The organism is Nocardioides sp. NPDC101246 (genome assembly GCF_044767415.1).
GTDB lineage: Bacteria > Actinomycetota > Actinomycetes > Propionibacteriales > Nocardioidaceae > Nocardioides.
In genome coordinates this window covers 158,768-177,143 of the sequence record NZ_JBIWNX010000001.1, presented here as the reverse complement: position 1 = coordinate 177,143, position 18,376 = coordinate 158,768, and the positions used below count along the sequence as shown (strand labels likewise).

Annotated in this window: 21 protein-coding genes and 1 tRNA gene; 15 read left to right on the top strand and 7 right to left on the bottom strand. The window is 69.9% G+C overall.

The annotated features are described in order from the left end of the window. Nucleotides 1-48: 48 nt before the first annotated feature. The gene (locus ACIRON_RS00810; RefSeq protein ID WP_402987658.1) at nt 49-1,209 is read right to left on the bottom strand and encodes a beta-1,3-glucanase family protein; all 1,161 of its coding nucleotides are present in this window, start codon (nt 1,207-1,209) and stop codon (nt 49-51) included. Nucleotides 1,210-1,386: 177 nt separating this feature from the next. Here ACIRON_RS00810 and ACIRON_RS00805 point away from each other — a divergent pair, with 177 nt between their 5' ends. The 5 genes from ACIRON_RS00805 (at nt 1,387) to ACIRON_RS00785 (ending at nt 6,791) form a co-directional block, all read left to right on the top strand. Then, nucleotides 1,387-2,088, top strand: coding sequence for an NAD-dependent deacylase (locus ACIRON_RS00805; protein WP_402987655.1), 702 nt, complete (start codon nt 1,387-1,389; stop codon nt 2,086-2,088). Nucleotides 2,089-2,119: 31 nt separating this feature from the next. Next, entirely contained in the window at nt 2,120-2,836 is a 717-nt protein-coding gene (locus ACIRON_RS00800; RefSeq protein ID WP_402987652.1) for a hypothetical protein, read from the top strand. A 63-nt stretch (nt 2,837-2,899) separates the two neighbouring features. Beyond that, complete coding sequence (locus tag ACIRON_RS00795; protein WP_402987649.1) at nt 2,900-4,093, top strand: Fic family protein; 1,194 nt, start codon at nt 2,900-2,902, stop codon at nt 4,091-4,093. A gap of 43 nt (nt 4,094-4,136) precedes the next feature. Continuing rightward, complete coding sequence (locus tag ACIRON_RS00790; protein WP_402987646.1) at nt 4,137-5,582, top strand: MDR family MFS transporter; 1,446 nt, start codon at nt 4,137-4,139, stop codon at nt 5,580-5,582. 60 nt (nt 5,583-5,642) lie between these two features. After that, nucleotides 5,643-6,791, top strand: a complete 1,149-nt coding sequence (locus ACIRON_RS00785) for an acyl-CoA dehydrogenase family protein (protein WP_402987643.1) — start codon at nt 5,643-5,645, stop codon at nt 6,789-6,791. Nucleotides 6,792-6,890: 99 nt separating this feature from the next. Here the strand turns inward: ACIRON_RS00785 and ACIRON_RS00780 are convergent, their stop codons facing one another. Next, nucleotides 6,891-7,673, bottom strand: coding sequence for a PE-PPE domain-containing protein (locus ACIRON_RS00780; RefSeq protein ID WP_402987640.1), 783 nt, complete (start codon nt 7,671-7,673; stop codon nt 6,891-6,893). A 167-nt stretch (nt 7,674-7,840) separates the two neighbouring features. Between ACIRON_RS00780 and ACIRON_RS00775 the strand changes: the two genes are divergently transcribed. The 7 genes from ACIRON_RS00775 (at nt 7,841) to ACIRON_RS00745 (ending at nt 13,880) form a co-directional block, all read left to right on the top strand. Then, on the top strand, nt 7,841-9,022 hold the full coding sequence (locus ACIRON_RS00775; RefSeq protein ID WP_402987637.1) for a M24 family metallopeptidase: 1,182 nt from the start codon (nt 7,841-7,843) through the stop codon (nt 9,020-9,022). A gap of 19 nt (nt 9,023-9,041) precedes the next feature. Further along, on the top strand, nt 9,042-10,247 hold the full coding sequence (locus ACIRON_RS00770) for a PLP-dependent aminotransferase family protein (protein WP_402987634.1): 1,206 nt from the start codon (nt 9,042-9,044) through the stop codon (nt 10,245-10,247). Next, nucleotides 10,244-11,410 carry a M20 family metallopeptidase gene (locus ACIRON_RS00765; RefSeq protein ID WP_402987631.1) on the top strand — a complete coding sequence of 389 codons (1,167 nt, stop codon included), beginning with the start codon at nt 10,244-10,246 and terminating at the stop codon, nt 11,408-11,410. The genes ACIRON_RS00770 and ACIRON_RS00765 overlap by 4 nt, the downstream gene beginning before the upstream one ends. Continuing rightward, the gene (locus ACIRON_RS00760; protein WP_402987628.1) at nt 11,407-11,934 is read left to right on the top strand and encodes a hypothetical protein; all 528 of its coding nucleotides are present in this window, start codon (nt 11,407-11,409) and stop codon (nt 11,932-11,934) included. The genes ACIRON_RS00765 and ACIRON_RS00760 overlap by 4 nt, the downstream gene beginning before the upstream one ends. Beyond that, complete coding sequence (locus tag ACIRON_RS00755) at nt 11,931-12,665, top strand: VIT family protein (RefSeq protein WP_402987625.1); 735 nt, start codon at nt 11,931-11,933, stop codon at nt 12,663-12,665. The genes ACIRON_RS00760 and ACIRON_RS00755 overlap by 4 nt, the downstream gene beginning before the upstream one ends. 33 nt (nt 12,666-12,698) lie before the next feature. After that, nucleotides 12,699-13,259: an RNA 2',3'-cyclic phosphodiesterase gene (gene thpR / locus ACIRON_RS00750; protein WP_402987622.1), complete on the top strand. Its 561-nt coding sequence runs from the start codon at nt 12,699-12,701 to the stop codon at nt 13,257-13,259. An 84-nt stretch (nt 13,260-13,343) separates the two neighbouring features. Further along, a complete protein-coding gene (locus ACIRON_RS00745; protein WP_402987619.1) occupies nt 13,344-13,880 on the top strand; it encodes a DoxX family protein in 537 nt (178 codons plus the stop codon). A gap of 77 nt (nt 13,881-13,957) precedes the next feature. On the opposite strand, the gene upp is transcribed toward ACIRON_RS00745, so the two are convergent. Further along, nucleotides 13,958-14,599, bottom strand: coding sequence for a uracil phosphoribosyltransferase (gene upp / locus ACIRON_RS00740; RefSeq protein WP_402987616.1), 642 nt, complete (start codon nt 14,597-14,599; stop codon nt 13,958-13,960). Nucleotides 14,600-14,680: 81 nt separating this feature from the next. On the opposite strand from upp, the gene ACIRON_RS00735 reads away from it, so the two are divergent. The 3 genes from ACIRON_RS00735 (at nt 14,681) to ACIRON_RS00725 (ending at nt 15,785) form a co-directional block, all read left to right on the top strand. Then, nucleotides 14,681-15,193, top strand: a complete 513-nt coding sequence (locus tag ACIRON_RS00735; RefSeq protein ID WP_160026513.1) for a tRNA adenosine deaminase-associated protein — start codon at nt 14,681-14,683, stop codon at nt 15,191-15,193. A 26-nt stretch (nt 15,194-15,219) separates the two neighbouring features. Then, a complete protein-coding gene (locus ACIRON_RS00730) occupies nt 15,220-15,687 on the top strand; it encodes a nucleoside deaminase (RefSeq protein WP_091045323.1) in 468 nt (155 codons plus the stop codon). A 10-nt stretch (nt 15,688-15,697) separates the two neighbouring features. Continuing rightward, a tRNA-Ser gene (locus ACIRON_RS00725) sits at nt 15,698-15,785 on the top strand. A 44-nt stretch (nt 15,786-15,829) separates the two neighbouring features. On the opposite strand, the gene ACIRON_RS00720 is transcribed toward ACIRON_RS00725, so the two are convergent. The 4 genes from ACIRON_RS00720 to ACIRON_RS00705 form a co-directional block, all read right to left on the bottom strand. Next, entirely contained in the window at nt 15,830-16,687 is an 858-nt protein-coding gene (locus ACIRON_RS00720) for a fructosamine kinase family protein (protein WP_402987613.1), read from the bottom strand. After that, the gene (locus tag ACIRON_RS00715; RefSeq protein WP_402987610.1) at nt 16,684-17,175 is read right to left on the bottom strand and encodes a low molecular weight protein-tyrosine-phosphatase; all 492 of its coding nucleotides are present in this window, start codon (nt 17,173-17,175) and stop codon (nt 16,684-16,686) included. The genes ACIRON_RS00720 and ACIRON_RS00715 overlap by 4 nt, the downstream gene beginning before the upstream one ends. A gap of 54 nt (nt 17,176-17,229) precedes the next feature. Next, nucleotides 17,230-17,622 carry a phage holin family protein gene (locus tag ACIRON_RS00710; protein ID WP_402987607.1) on the bottom strand — a complete coding sequence of 131 codons (393 nt, stop codon included), beginning with the start codon at nt 17,620-17,622 and terminating at the stop codon, nt 17,230-17,232. A 74-nt stretch (nt 17,623-17,696) separates the two neighbouring features. Beyond that, nucleotides 17,697-18,368 carry a GntR family transcriptional regulator gene (locus ACIRON_RS00705; RefSeq protein ID WP_402987604.1) on the bottom strand — a complete coding sequence of 224 codons (672 nt, stop codon included), beginning with the start codon at nt 18,366-18,368 and terminating at the stop codon, nt 17,697-17,699. Nucleotides 18,369-18,376: the final 8 nt, after the last annotated feature.

Genomic DNA, 18,376 nt, shown 5'->3' with positions numbered 1-18,376 from the left:
AGCCAAGTCGGCCATCCCCGATAGAGGGGATGGGGACCGTGGCAGACGTCAGAACGGGGTCAGCGTCACCGCCATCTCGGAGGCGTTGTCCTCGACGTACGAGGCGAAGCCGCCGACGTCGTCGAAGGCGAACCCGTAGGCCTTCCCGTCGACCGTGTTGTCGTGCATGGCCTTGCAGTACGCATGGACCGGGTCGCCCCGGTAGAAGCCGGCGGGGTCGCCGGTGGGCTGGTTCGCGGAGGCGAGCAGCGTGGTCCGGTTGAAGCCCGCGCCGAGCACGGCGGCGACCGGACCGGTGATGCCGTCGTTGGGCGCGGCCAGGGCGCCGTCGCAGAAGAGCACGTCGCGGGTCGAGGGACGACTGAACGCCTTGACGCCGCCGTCGAAGACGAACTGGTCGCCGCTGACCCGACCCCGGAAGGTGGTGTTGTTGGCGCTGACGACCATGTCCTCGCCGGCGTACTTCGACCAGACCTGGTCGATGTAGGAGCCGAAGAACGTCGAGGAGAACTTCCCGGCGTCCAGGCCGTGCCCGGGCGCGATGATGCGGCGGTCGTCGACCACCAGGGAGCCGAAGTCGGGCGAGGCCGAGACGGCGGAGAAGATCCTCGCGCGCCCGCCCTCGACGAGGGTGCCGGTGGTCGGGGACTCCTCGCCGGTCAGCGCGATCGAGAGCGGGACGCTGAACATGTCGACCATGGTCGTGTTGCAGTAGATCCGGCCGCTCTTGTAGGTGAACTCGACGCAGTCGTGCAGCACCCCGTAGCTGGGGTCGGACTCGACCCATGCCGCCGGGTAGGCGAGCGCGTTGCCCTCGTTGACCTTGAACTTCAGCTTGTCGCCGAGCGAGAAGTAGATCCGGCCCGACATGTCGGCGGGGATCTGGGAGAGCGTGTCGCCGCTGCTCGAGAACGGGATCGCGTAGTCGGCGTAGCCGTCGGCGCCGTTGTCGGCGAGCGAGACGGGCACGAGCGTGCCCTCGGGCGTGACCCGGGACTGCTCGCCCGTGGCCAGGTTGGTGCCGACGACGTAGAAGTGGATGGAGGCGTTGTCGTACGCGCCGGTCCGGTTGACGAAGCGGAGCTGGATGGTGGCCTGCGCGCCCACGCCCTGTGGGCGCATGGCTTGCGCCTGCCAGGAGGTTCCGCCGAGGAGCGGCACGGCGAAGGCGGCAGAGGTGGCGGCGAGTACAGATCGTCTGGTCAGCATGGGACCTCCCGAGTGGGGAACTGTAGGAACCCGCATTACAGTAAGGGGCCTTTACAGTAAAAGTCCATACCTTCGCCGAGCGGCGTCGGGACGGCCTCGGTTCGGTCACGAACACCGATCAAGTGACCAAAAGCCCGTCCGGGGGCAGCGGATGTTTCGTCAACCTCGCTAGCCTGAATGCTTGTGAAAGTTGTCGTGCTCACCGGAGCCGGGATCTCCGCCGAGAGCGGTCTCGCGACCTTCCGCGATGCCGATGGGCTCTGGCAGGGTCACCACGTCGACAACGTGGCGACGCCCGAGGCGTTCCATCGCGATCCCGCGACGGTCCATCGGTTCTACGACGACCGCCGCCGGGAGCTGCGTGCGGTGGTGCCCAACCCGGCCCATCTCGCGCTGGCCAGACTCGAGCAGGTCCTCGGCGACGAGCTGCTGGTGGTCACCCAGAACGTCGACGACCTGCACGAACGCGCCGGCTCCCGTCGGGTGGTGCACATGCACGGCGAGCTGCTCTCGGCCCTCTGCGACTCCTGTCAGGGCCGGTTCGCGTGGGACGACGACCTCGCCGACGGTCCCGCCTGCCCGGGCTGCGGCAACGACACGCTGAGGCCCGACGTGGTGTGGTTCGGCGAGATGCCCTACGACCTCGACCTGATCGAGCGAGCGCTCGTCCAGGCCGACCTCTTCGTCGCCATCGGCACCAGCGGCGCGGTCTACCCGGCCGCCGGTTTCGTACGTATGGCCACCCGTGCCGGGGCCAAGACGCTCGAGCTCAACCTGGACTCGTCCGAGACCTCGCACCTCTTCGACGACGCCCGTCAGGGACCGGCCGGCAAGCTGGTGCCCGAGTGGGTTGCCGACGTACAGACCCTCGCGCGTTGACCCCTCCGTAAATTCTGTCACGATAGGCCGCGTGTTGCGCAGAACCGTGCCCCTGGCCGTCCTCATCGTCGCGCTGACCAGCGCTCTCGCCGGCTGCGGTGACGAGGAGGGAACCCTGTCCCAGGCGCGTGACTACGCCAAGGAGCCCGGCAACCAGATCGCCGAGGACGCCCGCGCCGCGATGCACGACATCAAGACCGTCCATGTCGAAGGTGACGTGCTCGACTCGAAGAGCACCAAGATCACCGTCGACCTCGACGTCTCCGCCGACGACGCCTGCGTCGGCAAGGTCAGCATCGGCGACGGCCAGATCTCGCTGCGCTCCATCGACGGCTCGGCCTGGTACCAGGGCGACGAGGAGTTCTGGAAGTCGATCGCGCCGGCCGAGGGTGAGGGCCAGCGCATCGCCAAGCGGGTCGGTGAGAAGTGGGTGAAGCTCGAGGGCGAGCTGGCCAGCCTCCGCGCCTTCTGCAGCATCGACAGCCTCACCGCCCAGATGGTCCCGCCCGAGGCCGAGGCCCAGGCGATCGGCCCGGCGATGGCCGCCGACGGCCCCGCTGTCCGCCTCGACGTCACCAACGGTGAGACCGAGAGCAGGACGTACGTCCGGGCCTCGGAGCCCCACCGGATCGTGAAGTGGACCCAGGGCAGCTCCGGCGAGCTCACCTTCTCCGACTTCGACAAGGAGTTCGACGTCGAGGAGCCCGCCGCCGACGAGGTCTTCGACCTCGCGGAGCTGGAGAAGTGAGAACAGCCCTGCCGCTATTCTCACTTTACGCGAAAATGTGAGAATAGCGCGTACGCTCTTCTCATGACCGATCACGGTGCGGCGCTGATTCCGGCGGCCGAGCGCGCACTCGTTCCGTGGCGCCAGAGCGTCAAGGGCGGCACCATCGATGACCGTCGGCTGGCAGAGGTGACGGTCAGCATCCCGGCACTCATCTCCGGGGTCAGCCTGAGCGTCCCGCCCGGGGTGGCCGCCGAGTGTGATGAGGCCGTGCGGGCGATCGCGTCTCTGGACGCCACTCATGGCCCGCAGCTTCGCCCGCTGGCGACGATGCTCCTGCGTGCCGAGTCGATCGCATCCTCGAAGATCGAGCACGAGATCGCTTCGGTCGACGACTACGTACGCGCACTGCATGGCGCGAAGTCGAACTCTTCGGCGCTCTCCATGGTCCGTGCGACCGGGGCGCTGGATCGGCTTGTCTCCGGCCCGCTCGACCTCGACACGCTGATGGACGCGCACCGACGATTGATGCGTGACGACCCCGTCGACGGGCCGTACGCCGGGCGCTGGCGTGACATGCAGAACTGGATCGGGGGCAGTGACCACTCGCCTCGTGGCGCGATCTATGTACCGCCGCCACCGGACCGCGTGGCCGGCTTGATGGCCGACCTGGTTGCCTTCGCGACCCGCGACGACATCGCGGTGATCCCGCAGGCAGCGGTCGCGCACGCGCAGTTGGAGGCGATCCATCCGTTCACCGACGGCAACGGGCGCATCGGTCGAGCGCTTGCCGCGGCAGTCGTACGGCGCCGTGGCATTGCTCGTTCGGTGACCGTCCCGGTGGCCTCCGCACTGGCGGCTCGTCGCAGTGCTTACTTCGAGGCGCTGAACGACTTCCACGCGGGCGACGCCGAGCCGATCATCAGCATCATCGCGACCGCGTCGACTGTCGCAGCCGAGGAGTCGAAGGTGACGGCCTCCCGACTTGCCGAACTGCCGGACGACTGGCGCGAGCGCGTGAAGCCGAGCAGGGGGAGTGCGGCCGAGGCGCTGCTGGACAAGCTGGCGTCGGAGCCGGTTGTGACCACTGAGGACGTCGAGGATGGTCTGGGCCTCTCTGTCGCCACGACGCACCGGGTCATCGACCGCCTCCGGGGGGCGGGCGTCATCCGGCCGCTCACCAACCGCACCCGCAACCAGGTCTGGGGGGCGGGCGACATCCTCGACGAACTCGCCGACCTGGACGTACGCATCGCCGCCCGTGCGCGGAAGGAATGACTCTTCTGGAATGAATGGGCGGTCGTGAGGCTTGCTCACTGGTGTGCCCACCTCGACCCGACCCACGCGCAGCTCTGTAGGACTTCGTAGCGAACGCGGCCCGATCCTGCTCGCGGTGATGGTGTCGCTGAGCCTGGTCGCGATCGACATGACGATCCTGGCGACGGCGGTGCCGAGCGTGGTGAAGGACCTCGGCGGGTTCGAGCAGTTCCCGTGGCTCTTCTCGATCTACGTGCTGGCCACCGCGGTGACCACGCCGCTCTACGCCAAGGTCGCCGACAGGCTCGGGCGCAAGCCGGTGATGATCGCGGGGATCGTCGCGTTCCTGATCGGGTCGCTGCTGTGCGGTCTGGCGTGGTCGCTGACCGCGCTGATCGTCTTCCGGGCGATCCAGGGGATCGGTGCCGGGGCGATCCAGCCGATGGCGATGACGATCGTCTCCGACATCTACACGCTGGAGGAGCGGGCGGTCGCGACCTCGTACGTCGCCTCGGTCTGGGCCACCGCTGCCATCGTCGGGCCGACGCTCGGCGGCCTCTTCGCCGACTACCTCGACTGGCGGCTGATCTTCCTGATCAACCTGCCGGTCGGGGCGGTCGCGCTGTGGCTGCTGCGGCACTTCCGCGAGGAGCGGCGGGCGGCCGCCGACGATCAGGCCATCGACTGGGCCGGTGCGGGACTGCTGACGGTCGGCGGGATCGCGCTGCTGCTCGGGCTGCTCGAGGGCGGGCATGCCTGGGCGTGGGCCTCGTGGCCGTCCTACCTGATCTTCGCGGTCGGCATCGCGGCCCTGGTCGCCTTCGGGTTCGTCGAGCGCCGCGCCGCCGACCCGGTGCTGCCGCCGTGGGTCGTCGGTCACCGTGTGCTCGCCCCGGCCAACGCCGCCAGCCTGATCGTCGGCGTGGTGATGCTCGGGCTCACGACGTACGTCCCGCTCTATGCCCAGAGCGTGCTCGGTCACTCGGCGCTGGTGGCCGGGTTCGCGCTCGCCGGGATGAGCATCGGCTGGCCGATCGCCGCCGCCACGGCCGGCCGGATCTACCTTTCTCGGGGGTTCCGGAGCGCCGTCGGGCTCGGTTCGCTGCTGGTCATCGTCGGCGGGCTGGTGCTCATCACGGTCGGCGAGACGTCCTCGATCTGGCACCTGGCGATCCCGTGCTTCGTGCTCGGCCTCGGGTTCGGCTGGTCGGTCAACCCGGGCATCGTCGCCGCCGGGTCGGCGGTCGACTGGGAGGTGCGCGGGGTGGCGACCGGGTCCAACATGTTCGCCCGCTCGGTCGGCTCGGCGTTGGGCGTCGCGCTCTTCGGTGCGGTCGCGAACGGGCTGGTCAGGCGTGAGTACGCCGGGGGAGAGGTGCCGCCGCTCGAAGCCCTGCCGGCCGACGTCCTCGCGCCCGCGCTGCATGTCGTCTTCGTCGTCGGCCTGGTCGTCTCGCTTCCGCTGCTGGTGGTGGCCTGGCGTACGCCGGTCCGGATCCGGCAGGACTGAAGCAGATTGAATTCTGAGAGGGTTACCACCGAGTAACCACTGCGTCGTAGACTCCGATGCATGCTGAAGCGCGACCACTATGAGGAAGACCACGAGGACTTCCGAGCCTCCGTCCAGCAGTGGCTGGAGCGTTCGGTCAAGCCCCACACCGACAAGCACATCGCCGACAAGGCGCTGCCCCGCGAGTTCTGGCTCGAAGCCGGTGAGAACGGCTTCCTCGGTCTCGCGATCCCGGAGGAGTACGGCGGCGCCGGCGCCGACGACTTCCGCTTCAACGCGGTCCTCGCCGAGGAGCTCGCCAAGATCGGCGCGGCCTACCCGACCTGTGTCGGCATCCACTCCGACATCACCGCCCCCTACCTGGTCCGCCTCGGCACCGAGGAGCAGAAGCAGCGCTGGCTCCCGGGCGTGGCCGCCGGTGAGATCCTGCTCGCGATCGGCATGACCGAGCCCTCTGGCGGCTCCGACCTGGCCGCCCTGAAGACCACCGCGGTCCGCGACGGCGACGAGTGGGTCATCAACGGCTCGAAGACCTTCATCACCAACGGCTACTCCTGCGACCTGGTCATCACCGCGGTCCGCACCGACCCGGAGAAGGGCGCCAAGGGCATCACCCTCTTCGCGATCGAGGCGACCAAGGAGGGCTTCTCGCGCGGCCGCAAGCTCGACAAGGTCGGCATGGAGGAGTCCGACACCGCCGAGCTCTTCTTCGAGAACGTACGCGTCACCGACGCCGAGGTCATCGGCGAGCTCAACCGCGGTTTCATCCACATGATGGAGGAGCTCCCGCAGGAGCGCGTCTCGTGCGCCGTCGCCAACGTCGCGCAGGCCAAGCAGATCCTGCTCGAGACCGTGCAGTACGCCAAGGACCGCAAGGCCTTCGGCCAGTCCATCGGCGCCTTCCAGCACAACAAGTTCCTGCTCGCCGAGCTGGTCACCCAGATCGAGGTCGCCGAGGCGTACGTCGACAAGTGCGTCGCCGCGCACGCCCGCGGTGAGCTCACCCCGGTCGAGGCCTCCAAGGCCAAGTGGTGGTCCTCGCAGGCGCAGTCCGAGGTCCTCGACCACTGCGTCCAGATCCACGGCGGCTACGGCTTCATGAACGAGTACCGCGTCGCTCGCGCCTGGCGCGACGCCCGTGTCACCAAGATCTGGGCCGGTTCCAACGAGATCATGAAGGAGCTCATCGGCCGCGACCTCGGCTTCTGAGCCGAACGACGATCCGTTCGTACGCCGCGGGGCGGCCTCTCCACGAAGAGAGGCCGCCCCGCGGTCGCTGGTGCGTCAGGTCGGTGCTGGGTGCCGCGGTCAGGCCGGGTGCGGCGGCCTGCAGTCCTGTCGACCCAGCCGGTGGGCGTTGTTGATGTAGACGCCGTCGGCGATCGAGTCGCCCATGATCGAGCGGTGGTCGGTCGGCCGGTCCCACTGATAGCACCAGTGCTGGGCGAAGTAGCCGCCCAGGCCCGCACCCGCCGGCGCGTCGAAGTTGCAGATGCCGTCAGTCTCGATGCAGTACCGGATGTACGGGATGCCGCCGAAGTCGGAGCGGCCCGCGCCGGGGGAGACCCAGCCGGTGAACGGCACGCCGGCACCGGCCGGCACGACCGCGCCGATGCCGGCGCCGGCCGGACCCGCGGGCTGCATCGGGTCGGCGTACAGCTTGGCCCGGAACCGCGACGTGTCCACGCCGGGCACCAGGCCGTCGGCGAGGTCGTTGAGGACCAGGTTGGCGACGATCGCGCCCTGGGAGTAGCCGACCACGACGTAGCTGGAGTCAGCGCTGTAGTTGGCCCGGATCAGGTCGATCGCGTTTCGCCGGCCGATCTGGACGCTCTCGTTCATCGGTGTCTGGTCGGGGCACGAGGTGCCCTGGCCGCCGGCGGGATAGTGGACGCGCAGGGGGATCCCGCCGCGCAGCCATTCGTCGCGGTAGACAGTCGCGGGGCCGTCGCAGGTGCCGCCGATCAGTACGTAGTAGGTGTCGCCGTTCGCCGCTGAGGCCGGTGGCGCCGAGGTCACTGCGCCGGGCAGGGCCGCTGCCGCGGCGCCCAGGAACAGGATGAGACTGCGAATGAATCGTCTGCTGGACATGTGTCCTCCCGAGATGGTTTCCGGTGACACCCGTGATCGGGTTCCCGGCGTACGCACATAGCGCATCACATCTGGACGCTGGACATCACCAATTCTTCGGGCTGTCTATTGTCAACAATCAGCGGGTTCGGTCACGATGATCTGGTGGCAGGAACGGTGTCGGTGTGGTGAGCGTCTTCAGCCCCGAGGAGTTCGCGGAGCGGCTGGGGAAGGTGCAGCGGCGGATGGCGGATCGGGGATGGTCGGCGCTGGTTGTCGCGGATCCGGCGAACCTCTACTACCTGACCGGCTACAACGCCTGGTCGTTCTACGTACCGCAGTGTGCGGTGGTGCCGGCGCGTGGTGAGCCCCATCTGTTCCTCCGGGCGATGGACGCGCACGGCGCGCGGCACACGGCGGTGCTGCCGGAGGAGCGGATCCACGCCTACCCGGAGGAGCTGGTCCACCGGCCCGACGTGCACCCCTACGACCACATCGCCGCGCGTGCGCGGGAGCTAAATGTATTTGTCGACAATCCTGACGCCGTCGTCGCGATGGAGCTGGATGCTCACTATCTGCCGGTGCGCGGGTTCCTGGCGGTGCAGCGCGCCCTTCCGCACACTCGGATCGTCGACAGCGAGGAGCTGGTCAACTGGGTGCGCCTGGTGAAGTCGCGGGCCGAGCAGGACGAGATGCGGGCCGCGGGCGAGGTCGCCCAGCGGGCGATGACCGCCGCGCTGGAGGGGGTCCGGTCGGGTCGGCGCGAGTGTGACGTCGTCGCCGACATCCAGGCGGCGCAGACGGTCAGCGTCGGCGGGGTCGGCGGCGACTACCCGGCCCTGGTCCCGCTGCTGCCCACCGGCGTCAGCGCCGACACACCCCATCTGACCTGGACCGACAGGGTCCTGCGGCGCGGCGAAGCGACCACGATCGAGCTCGCCGGCGTACGCAACCGCTACCACGCCCCGCTCGCCCGCACCGTCTGCCTCGGGCCGCCGTCGGCCAAGCTGCTCGACTGCGCCGCCGCGACCGCCGAGGGCATGGAGGCCGCGCTCGGATCGATGAAGCCGGGGGCGGCCGGGGCCGACGTACACGCCGCCTTCACGCGCGTGATCGCCGCCCACGGACTCACCAAGGAGTCCCGGATCGGGTACTCGATCGGGGTCGGCTTCCCGCCCGACTGGGGCGAGCGGACCGTCAGCCTCCGGGCCGGCGAGGAGACGGTCCTCGAGCCCGGGATGGCCTTCCACGTGATCCTCGGGATGTGGATGGACGGCTGGGCCTACGAGCTCTCCGAGTCGGTCCTGGTCACCGAGCACCTGCCCGAGCCGCTGACCTCGATGCCGCGTCAGCTGATCGTCAACGAGTAGTCCAAGGAGGAAGTGTCGAATGTCGACAATCCGCACGGAAGCCCGGCTGCCCCTGGCAGCGCGCAGCGAGCAGCTCGTGGGCTCGGTGATCGACTCCAGTACGTCGCTGCTGGCCCAACAGACCCACGACATCGTCCGCCTCGCCATGGGCAGCCCGGCCCAGGACGCGATCCCGGCGGCCGCGCTGGCCGAGGTGCCGCTGGAGCCGCACGCCTTCGACTACGCCGCGACCGAGGGTGACCCGGCGCTGCGCGAGGCGCTGCTGGCCCAGCTGGCCGGCACCAGCGACGAGACCACGCCGGACCGGCTGACGATCACGTCGGGCGGGATGCAGGGTCTCGACCTCGTCCACAAGCTCTTCACCGACCCCGGCGACCTGGTCGTCGTCGAGGCGCCGACCTACACCAACGGCAGCGCGACCGCGCTCTCCTACTCGGCCGACCTGCTCGAGATCCCGGTCGACGAGGAGGGCCTCGACGTGGAACGCCTGGAGGCAGAGGTACGCCGCACCGGCCGCCGGCCGAAGTCGATCTACGCCATCCCGACCTTCCAGAACCCGTCGGGGGCGACCCTGTCGCTGGAGCGCCGGATCAGGCTCGTCGAGCTCGCTCACGAGTGGGGCTCGATCCTCATCGACGACGACCCCTACGGGCTGCTGCGGTTCGCCGGCGACCCGCTGCCCACGCTGCACGAGCTGGCGGAGGGAGACCCGCTGGTCTTCTCGGTGCGCACCTTCTCCAAGACCGTCGCCCCGGGGCTGCGCGTCGGCTGGGTCGACGCAGACCCGTCGCTGGGCCGGCTGCTGATCAACGCCAAGCAGGCGATGGACACCTGCACCAACCTGCCGGCGCAGCGCCAGCTCGCCGGGTTCCTCGACTCCGGCGGGTTCGACGCTCACGTGACCGATCAGCGGATTGTCTACAAGGAGCGCAAGGAGGCGATGCGCGCGGCGTTGACCGAGCACTTCGACGGGGAGGCGACCTGGACCGACCCGGACGGCGGCTTCTTCCTGTGGGTGACCTTCGGGTCGTCCGTCGACACCACGGCGCTGTTCGAGGTCGCGTTGGCGGAGGGTGTCGCGGTCATCCCGGGCAACGCGTTCTCGCCGGGCGGGCTCTTCCCGCACGCCGTACGCCTCTGCTTCGCCTCCACACCACCGGGCCGGATCGCCGAAGGAATCGCCCGGCTGCGGCGGGCGGTCGACCGCCTCCAGGAGGGGCGTTGACGGCCGCGTCGGTCGATGCCGACGAGGTGGTCACGCTCGCCCAGCGGCTGGTGCGTGCCCGCGGTCGGAACCCACCTGGGGAGGAGGCCGCGACGGTCGCGGTGCTCGCCGAGGAGTGTCGTCGGCGCGGGTTCGAGGTCACCCTCGACGAGGTCGCACCCGGCCGCTCGAACCTGATCGCGCGGGTCGGCGGAGGTTCCGGGCCCGGGCTCCTGATCGTGAGCCACTCCGACGTGGTGCCGCCCGGCGACGGCTGGAGCGGCGACCCGTTCTCCGGAGACGTACGCGACGGGCGGCTGCACGGACGCGGCAGCGCGGACACCAAGGGCGGCCTGGCGGCGGCGATCGTCGCATTGTCCACAGTCGACAATACGGCCGATCAGCCCCCGATCACCCTGGCCGTCCTCGTCGACGAGGAGGAGCTCGGCCTCGGCATCCGCCACTTCGTCCGAGGACTGTCGACAAATGGCTATACCGCCTGCCTGGTCGTCGAGCCGACCAGCCTGGAGCCGGTGATCGCGGCCCGTGGCGACGCCTACCTGGAGATCACCCTCACCGGCCTGGCCGCCCATTCCGGCAACCCGTCCGACGGCCGCAACGCGATCCACGGCATGGCCCACGTGGTGGCCGAGATCGAGCGCTGGCACGCCGAGCTGGCCGCGAGCCCGCACCCGCTGTGCGGTCCGGCCGGCTGGAGCGTCGGCACCATCGAGGGCGGTCAGGCGACCTCGACGGTCGCCGCACACTGCCGGATCACCGCGGACCGCCGCCTGCTCCCGGGCGAGTCGGCGCGGGACGTACGGCTGGAGGCCGAGAGCCGCCTGGAGGCGCTCGGCCTCGCCGACCGCGGCCTCACCCTCGAGGTGCGGATGACGATGAACATGCCAGGCTTCGAAACCTCCGTCGACGATCCGATCGTCGACAACCTCGCCGCCGCGTTGACGGCGGCCGGCGCCCCCTCGCCGACCCCCACCGGCTGGACCGCGGCCTGCGACGGGGGGTTCGTCGCGAGCGCGGGCATCCCGGTCGTCGTGCTCGGCCCCGGCTCCGTCGCCGAGCAGGCCCACCGGCCCGACGAGAGCGTCGAGGTCGCCGAGGTGATCACCGCCGCCCGCGTCTACGCCGATCTGCTCGCTCGGCATGTGCGAGAGTTCCCCGCGTGAGGCTCGGACGCAACGAACCCAGGACCGAAGACGTACCCAAGGTCATGACCCCCACCGACGACGACAACACCGACCGGACCGAACCCAAGACCCGCCACGCGGCGTACGTCCTGCCCGTTCTGGCGCTGATGCTGGCTCCGATGCTGGGCCTGATGTTGGCCGGATGTGGCTCCGAGGCGACCGATCCAGGCGCTAACGTGTCTGACGTGCCCACATCGTCCAGCCCGACGCCCACCGAGGACCCGAACGTCGCCGCCGCGATCGCCGACCTGGCCGAGCGCCAAGGGGTGAAGAGCGAGGAGATCACCGTCGTCTCCAACGACGAGGTGACCTGGCGCGACGGCAGCCTCGGCTGCCCCGAGCCCGGGAAGATGTACACGATGGTCCTGACCGACGGCGTCCGTGTGGTGCTCGAAGCTGCGGGGACGACGTACGAGTACCACGGCGGCAAGACCGGCCCGGTCCGCTTCTGCGAGAACCCGCAGGAGCCGGTCCCCGAGGGCAGCAGTGACGCCCCCCGATGACGACGAACGGTGAGGGTGCCCACGCCGGCCACGGGGACGCCGAGGAGCGGGCCGAGGGCCTGAAGAACCGGCTCAACTGGCTGCGGGCGGGCGTACTCGGAGCCAACGACGGCATCGTCTCGACCGCCGGTGTCGTGATGGGCGTCGCCGGCGCGACCACCGATGACAGCACGATCCTGATCGCCGGCGTCGCCGCCCTGGTGGCGGGCGCGATCAGCATGGCGGCGGGGGAGTACGTCTCCGTCTCGACCCAGCGCGACACCGAGGAGTCGCTGATCGCCAAGGAGCGTCGCGAGCTGCGGGAGATGCCCGAGGAGGAGCTGCGCGAGCTGGAGGGGTTCCTGCGCGAGCGGGGACTGGAGCCCGAGACCGCTGCCGAGGTGGCCGAGCAGCTCACCGATCGTGACGCGCTGCGCGCCCACGCTGCCCTCGAGCTGGGCATCGATGTCGACGACCTCACCTCGCCCTGGTCCGCGGCCTGGGCATCGATGCTCTCGTTCACCCTTGGTGCGCTGCTGCCCCTGCTGTCGATCACGCTCATCCCGGACGGAGCCCGCATCTGGGCGACGATCCTCACCGTCACCGCCGCGCTCGCCGTCACCGGTTGGACCAGCGCGCGCCTCGGCTACGCACCACCCGGCCGCGCGGCGCTGCGCAACGTCGCCGGCGGCCTGCTCGCGATGCTGGTGACCTATGTCGTCGGCAACCTGCTCGGCACACAACTCGGGTGAACCTGGCGCCGTAGCCGGGCACAATGGGCCTCGATGAATCGAATGTTCGTGGCGGTGGTCCCGCCGGAGTCGGTGATCGAAGATCTCGACGAGTTCATGTCCGTACGCCGCGACGCGGCCCCCTTCCGCTGGTCGACGCCCGACCAGCTCCATCTGACGCTCGCCTTCGCCGAGCACGTCCCCGACAGGTCCCTCGATGACGCGATCGAGCGGCTGGCGACGGCCGCGGGGCGGCGTACGCCCTTCGACCTGACGGTCACCGGCGGCGGCGCCTTCCCCAACGTCGTCGAGGGCAAGGTCCTCTACGCCGGGGTCGAGACCGATGCCGCCGAGGAGCTCGACCGGACCGCTGCGGGGGCGAAGAACGCCCTGGTCAAGGCCGGGGTCGAGGTCGACGGCGGGCGGTTCCGACCACACGTCACGGTCGCTCGGACCGGGGCTCCGGTCGAGCTCAGCAACTGGGTGCGGCTGCTCGATGCCTACCGTGGCCCGACCTGGACCGTCTCGTCCTTCGTGCTGGTCCACTCCCGCCTCGGTGAGGGGCCGCGGAAGCGACCGGCCTACGAGGTCGTAGCAGAGTTTCCCTTCGGTTAAAACGTTGCCCCGGGTGGTACCGGCCGCGCCCCGCGATCGCTACCGTGTGCGGCTTGTTCTGACCTGACCAGAGGAGAACCGGACATGAGTCGTCGAGTGGGGCGCAACGCCTACACCGGACTTTTCAACGACGTCGTGCTGCTTGCCGCCCGTGTGGTGGTCGGTGGGATCTTCGTCGCGCACGGCTGGCAGAAGTACGACCAGGGCTTCGCCGGCACCGAGCAGTTCCTGAGCGGCTTGGGCGTTCCGCAGCCCGCGATCGCCGCTCAGGTGGCGACCTACGTCGAGCTGGTCGGCGGCGCCCTGCTCGCCGTCGGCCTGTTCGCGCCGATCGCGGGCGTACTGCTGGCCGGTCAGATGGCCGGAGCGATCTGGTACGCCCACCGCACCACCGAGGTCTTCGTCGACCGGGGCGGCTGGGAGCTCCCGGCAGCGCTCGGTGTCGCCGCCCTCGTGCTCGGCCTGGTCGCCCCCGGCCGGGTCACCCTCGACCAGCTCCTCACCTGGCCGTTCAAGGCCATCGCCGCCAAGCGCAGGGCGAAGAACGCCGAGGCCGCCGAGGCTGAGCCCGCCGAGCCCGCTCCCGAGCTCGTCGAGGAGAAGGTCACCATCAAGGCCTGACCCCCGGTCGGTCGAGCCGCCGGAGTCGACACGCTCGGCCGCAGGCGGCCTCGCGGCTCGACCAGCGGCCGGCAGGCTCAGCCCGCGACGCCGTAGAGCCGGTCGCCGGCGTCACCGAGGCCGGGGACGATGTAGCCCTTCTCGTTGAGCCTCTCGTCCATCGCCGCGGTGACGACCCGGACCGGGGCGTCGATGCCCTCGAGACCCTTCTCGAGAGCCGCGACGCCCTCCGGCGCGGCGAGGAGCACGACGGCGGTGATGTCGTCGGCGCCGCGCGAGACCAGGAAGTCGATCGCCGCGGCGAGGGTGCCGCCGGTGGCGAGCATCGGGTCGACCACGTAGCACTGGCGGCCGGAGAGGTCGGCGGGGAGGCGCTCGGCGTACGTCGTCGCTTCGAGGGTCTCCTCGTTGCGGACCATGCCGAGGAAGCCGACCTCAGCGGTCGGCAGCAGCCGGATCATCCCGTCGAGCATCCCGAGACCGGCCCGGAGGATGGGGACGATCAGCGGCTGCGGGTCGGTGAGGCGTACGCCCTGGGTCGGCGCGACCGGGGTCACGATGTCGACCGGGGCGACCCGTACGCCACGGGTCGCCTCGTAGGCGAGCAGCGTCACGAGCTCGTCGGCGAGACGACGGAAGGTCGACGAGTCGGTCTCTTTGTTGCGAAGCGTGGTGAGCTTGTGGGCGACGAGCGGGTGGTCCACAACGAGGGTCTCCATGGGCTGAACCCTACGATCGCGTCGCCCGCTGGTCACTAATTCCCCCTAGACCCGAGGCGGTTTCGGTGTCACTCTGGTCGTGTGTCTGATCAGCTGGAGCAGATCGAGGGTGTTGACTTCGCCGTCGCGATGTATCGCGAGGACGGCGCCTGGGTCGTGCGCGAACTCGCTCACGACCTGCTGACCGATGTCGAGACTCTGACCCACGCGCTCCACCGCTTCCCGGGCGATGGCGGCGCGATCGCGATGGCGGCGATCGACGAGGACTTCTTCGTGATCGTCCGCGTCCACGGGGCGGCGACCAAGGTGCTGCTCTCCGACGTGACCGCGGCCGACGAGTGGGAGCTGGCGGCGTCGGCTCTCGACGTGCTCGGTCTTCCGCTGCCGGAGGAGGTCGAGGACGAGGAGGAGCCCGATCCTGCCGGTGACCTCGGCATCCTCGCCGACTTCGGGATGAGCGCGGTCGAGATGGGCATGCTGCTCGACGACATGTTCGAGGACGACCTCTACCCCGACGAGACGCTCTCCGAGATCGCCCGGGCGATCGGCTGCGGCGAGGCCTTCGACGACGCCGTCGGCCTCATGCCGGCGTGACCCCAGCCGAGCGCTGGGAGGCCCCGATGCGGGCCGCTCTCGATGAGGGTCGTGCTGCGCTGAGGACCGGTGACGTGCCGATCGGCGCCGTCGTCGTCGACCCGTCCGGCGTGGTGATCGGGAAGGGTCGCAACGTACGCGAGGCCGAGGCCGATCCCACCGGACATGCCGAGGTGGTCGCGCTGCGTGAGGCTGCCAAGGCGCGTGGCGAGTGGCGCCTGGAGGGCTGCACGCTCGTGGTGACGCTGGAGCCGTGCACGATGTGCGCCGGCGCCGCGGTCCTGGCCAGGGTGGAGCGGATCGTCTTCGGTGCCTTCGACGACAAGGCCGGTGCGGTGGGGTCGCTGTGGGACGTCGTACGCGACCGCAGGCTCAACCACCGGCCCGAGGTCGTCGCCGGGCTGATGGCCGAGGAGCAGCGCGCGCTGCTGGAGGACTTCTTCGGAACCCAGCGAGGCGGCCCCGATTTCGGCGAAGACCACCCGAGGTTGTAACTTATTCGGCGGTGACGTGTCCGAGCGGCCGATGGTGCAACACTCGAAATGTTGTGTAGGGCGACCTACCGTGGGTTCAAATCCCACCGTCACCGCCACACAGAAAACCCCTGGGTGACCAGGGGTTTTCTGCTTTTCGCGATCAGAGGTAGCGAGCGGCCACCGTGGCGGCGCGGGCGCCGTAGCTGCCGCCGAACATGGCCGCGTGCACGAGCAGCGGGAAGAGCTGGTGGAGGCCCTGGCGGTCCTCCCAGCCCTCGGCGAGGGGAGTCGTGTCCTCGTAGGCGGACGTCATCCGCTCCAGGTGGGGCAGACCAAAGAGTGCGAGCATCGCGAGGTCGACCTCGCGGTGACCGGCGTACGCCGCCGGGTCGATGAGCCAGGCGTCGCCGGTCCGGTCCCAGAGCACGTTGCCGTTCCAGAGGTCGCCGTGGAGCAGGGCCGGCGGCTCCTCCGGGATCAGCGAGGTCAGCCTCCCGACGACCTGCTCGACGCTCTCGGCGCCGGCGGCGTCGATGGCTCCGCGATCACGGGCAGCCCTGAGATAGGGGAGCAGACGGCGTACGGCATAGAACTCGGCCCAGGTGTCCGCGGGCTTGTTGGGCATCGGCAGCCGGCCGATGAAGCCGTCCCTGTCGGCGCCGAAACCCGAGACCGGGGTGCTGTGGAGGCGCGCGAGCGCGCGGCCGAGCTCCTCGGCGGTCTCGGCGTTGGGGCGTCCGGGTTCGATCCAGCGCAGGACCAGGCAGTCGGGCTCGGCGGCGAGGACCTCCGGGACCTTCACCGCGCCCGACTCCTCCAGCCGGCGCAGCCCGCGGGCCTCGGCGGCGACGAAGTCGTCACGGGGCGGGGAGAGAGCCTTCATCAGCACCAGCGAGCCGTCACTGAGCCGGATCTTGGTGGCAGTCGAGATGTCACCGCCCGCGACCGGAGATGTGCTCACCACCGCCGCCCCGAGCAACTGCTCGGCGCGACGGGCGACCGCGGGCTGACGGGTCACGAACCGGGCCTCGCCGCGGCCACGGATGCCACGATCGCATCACTCGTACGCTCCACCATCGACAGCACCTCCCGGAATCCCTCGGCACCACCGTAATAGGGATCGGGTACGTCCCCGGGCCCTTCGGGATCGAAATCACGGAACATCCGCAGCCCGCTCTCCGGCGCCTGACCAGCCAGATCGGCCAGATTGTCGGCGTCCATCGCGAGCACCAGGTCGTACGTCTCGGGGTCCCCGACCGGCCACTGCCGGGCCCGGTGGCGCTCGGGGTCGTAGCCGGCCTCGAGCAGCGTCGCGGCCGCCCTGCGGTCCATCTTCTCGCCCGTGTGCCAACCGCCGGTGCCTGCCGAGACGAGCTCGACGTCGTCGAGCCCGGCCTGGCCGAAGCGGAGCCCGAGGCGTTTTGCACCGTCGAGACGGTCCCGCAGCACCACCTCCGCCATCGGAGAACGGCAGATGTTGCCCAGGCAGACGACGGCGATCTTCATGGCCCGAGTTTTACATTTCGGCCAAGGACTCGTGGTGGATGTCGAAACTGGGCCTCACTCGTCGCTGTCCGGCCACACCCGGTCGAGGCCCCAGCCGACGATCGAGATGATGATGCCACCGAGGACCGCCGCCCAGAATCCGTCGACGTGGAAACCCACCCCGGTCGGGCCGAGGATCCACGCGGTCAGGCCGAGCATCGCCGCGTTGATCACCAGCAGGAGCAGGCCCAGGGTGAGCAGGATGAACGGGAACGCGAAGAACTTCACGACCGGCTTGACGAAGGACGACACGAGGCCGAGCACGAGGGCGACGATCAGCAGCGGGAGCAGCTTCTGCTTGACCTCCTCCATGCCGCTGGTCGGGCCGTCGAAGTAGATCCCACCGACGAGCCAGGTTGCCACGGCCAGAGCGACGGCGTTGGTGATGAGCCAGGTCACGATGCGCATGCTGGTGAGTGTGGCAGGCTCCGCGCGACGTACGTAAGGGACGCGCGCGAGGTGTGGCGACTGTGTTACCCGGGTCACCGCTCCAGGCGGAGCGCCTTGCAGATGGCGTGTGCGGCGTCGGTGAGGTGCTTCTGCAGGAACTGCTCGGCTTCGTGGATGCGGTCGGCGTCGAGGAGGCGGACCAGGGCGGCGTGGTCCTCGGCCTGGTCGTGGGCGTTGCGGCGGATGCGGTCGACCTGGGCGAGCGAGAGCTTGAGCTCGAGGACCAGATGCTCCTGCATCGCCACCAGCCGCGGTGACCCGGTGAGGGACACCAGCGAGAGGTGGAAGGCGAGGTGGCGCTCGTTGAGCTCGCGGTAGGTCGCGCGCTCGGAGTGGACCGCCGAGATGTACGCCTCGAGCGACTCGTGCACGGCCCGGCGGGCCTCGTCGGTGGCGTCCCGCCAGTTGCGCACCCCGGCTCCCTCGAGCACCCAGCGGGCGGCGCAGACGTCACGGACCGAGGCGGCCTCGGGGGTGGCGACGGCGACGCCCTTGTTGGGAGCGCGGGTGGCCAGGCCCTCGGCGACCAGGATGGTCAGCGCCTCGCGCACCGTGGAGCGGCCGACGCCCAGCGACTCGGCGAGACCGTGCTCGCGCAGTGGGGTGCCCGACTCGAGCTCACCCTCGAACACCGCCCGGCGGAGCTCGTCGGCGACACGGTCGACCGTCGATGCGGGTTCGTCCAGGGTGAGCGACTCGAACATGGGACCCA

Bases quoted from the DNA above. Each gene is read 5' to 3' on its own strand.
- ACIRON_RS00780 (WP_402987640.1), bottom strand. From the start codon at position 7,673: ATGTCCAGCAGACGATTCATTCGCAGTCTCATCCTGTTCCTGGGCGCC.
- ACIRON_RS00715 (WP_402987610.1), bottom strand. From the start codon at position 17,175: ATGAAGATCGCCGTCGTCTGCCTGGGCAACATCTGCCGTTCTCCGATG.
- thpR (WP_402987622.1), top strand. From the start codon at position 12,699: ATGAATCGAATGTTCGTGGCGGTGGTCCCGCCGGAGTCGGTGATCGAA.
- ACIRON_RS00770 (WP_402987634.1), top strand. From the start codon at position 9,042: ATGTCGACAATCCGCACGGAAGCCCGGCTGCCCCTGGCAGCGCGCAGC.
- ACIRON_RS00705 (WP_402987604.1), bottom strand. From the start codon at position 18,368: ATGTTCGAGTCGCTCACCCTGGACGAACCCGCATCGACGGTCGACCGT.
- ACIRON_RS00730 (WP_091045323.1), top strand. From the start codon at position 15,220: ATGCGGGCCGCTCTCGATGAGGGTCGTGCTGCGCTGAGGACCGGTGAC.
- ACIRON_RS00710 (WP_402987607.1), bottom strand. From the start codon at position 17,622: ATGCGCATCGTGACCTGGCTCATCACCAACGCCGTCGCTCTGGCCGTG.
- ACIRON_RS00745 (WP_402987619.1), top strand. From the start codon at position 13,344: ATGAGTCGTCGAGTGGGGCGCAACGCCTACACCGGACTTTTCAACGAC.
- ACIRON_RS00805 (WP_402987655.1), top strand. From the start codon at position 1,387: ATGCTTGTGAAAGTTGTCGTGCTCACCGGAGCCGGGATCTCCGCCGAG.
- ACIRON_RS00785 (WP_402987643.1), top strand. From the start codon at position 5,643: ATGCTGAAGCGCGACCACTATGAGGAAGACCACGAGGACTTCCGAGCC.
- ACIRON_RS00810 (WP_402987658.1), bottom strand. From the start codon at position 1,209: ATGCTGACCAGACGATCTGTACTCGCCGCCACCTCTGCCGCCTTCGCC.
- upp (WP_402987616.1), bottom strand. From the start codon at position 14,599: ATGGAGACCCTCGTTGTGGACCACCCGCTCGTCGCCCACAAGCTCACC.
- ACIRON_RS00755 (WP_402987625.1), top strand. From the start codon at position 11,931: ATGACGACGAACGGTGAGGGTGCCCACGCCGGCCACGGGGACGCCGAG.
- ACIRON_RS00795 (WP_402987649.1), top strand. From the start codon at position 2,900: ATGACCGATCACGGTGCGGCGCTGATTCCGGCGGCCGAGCGCGCACTC.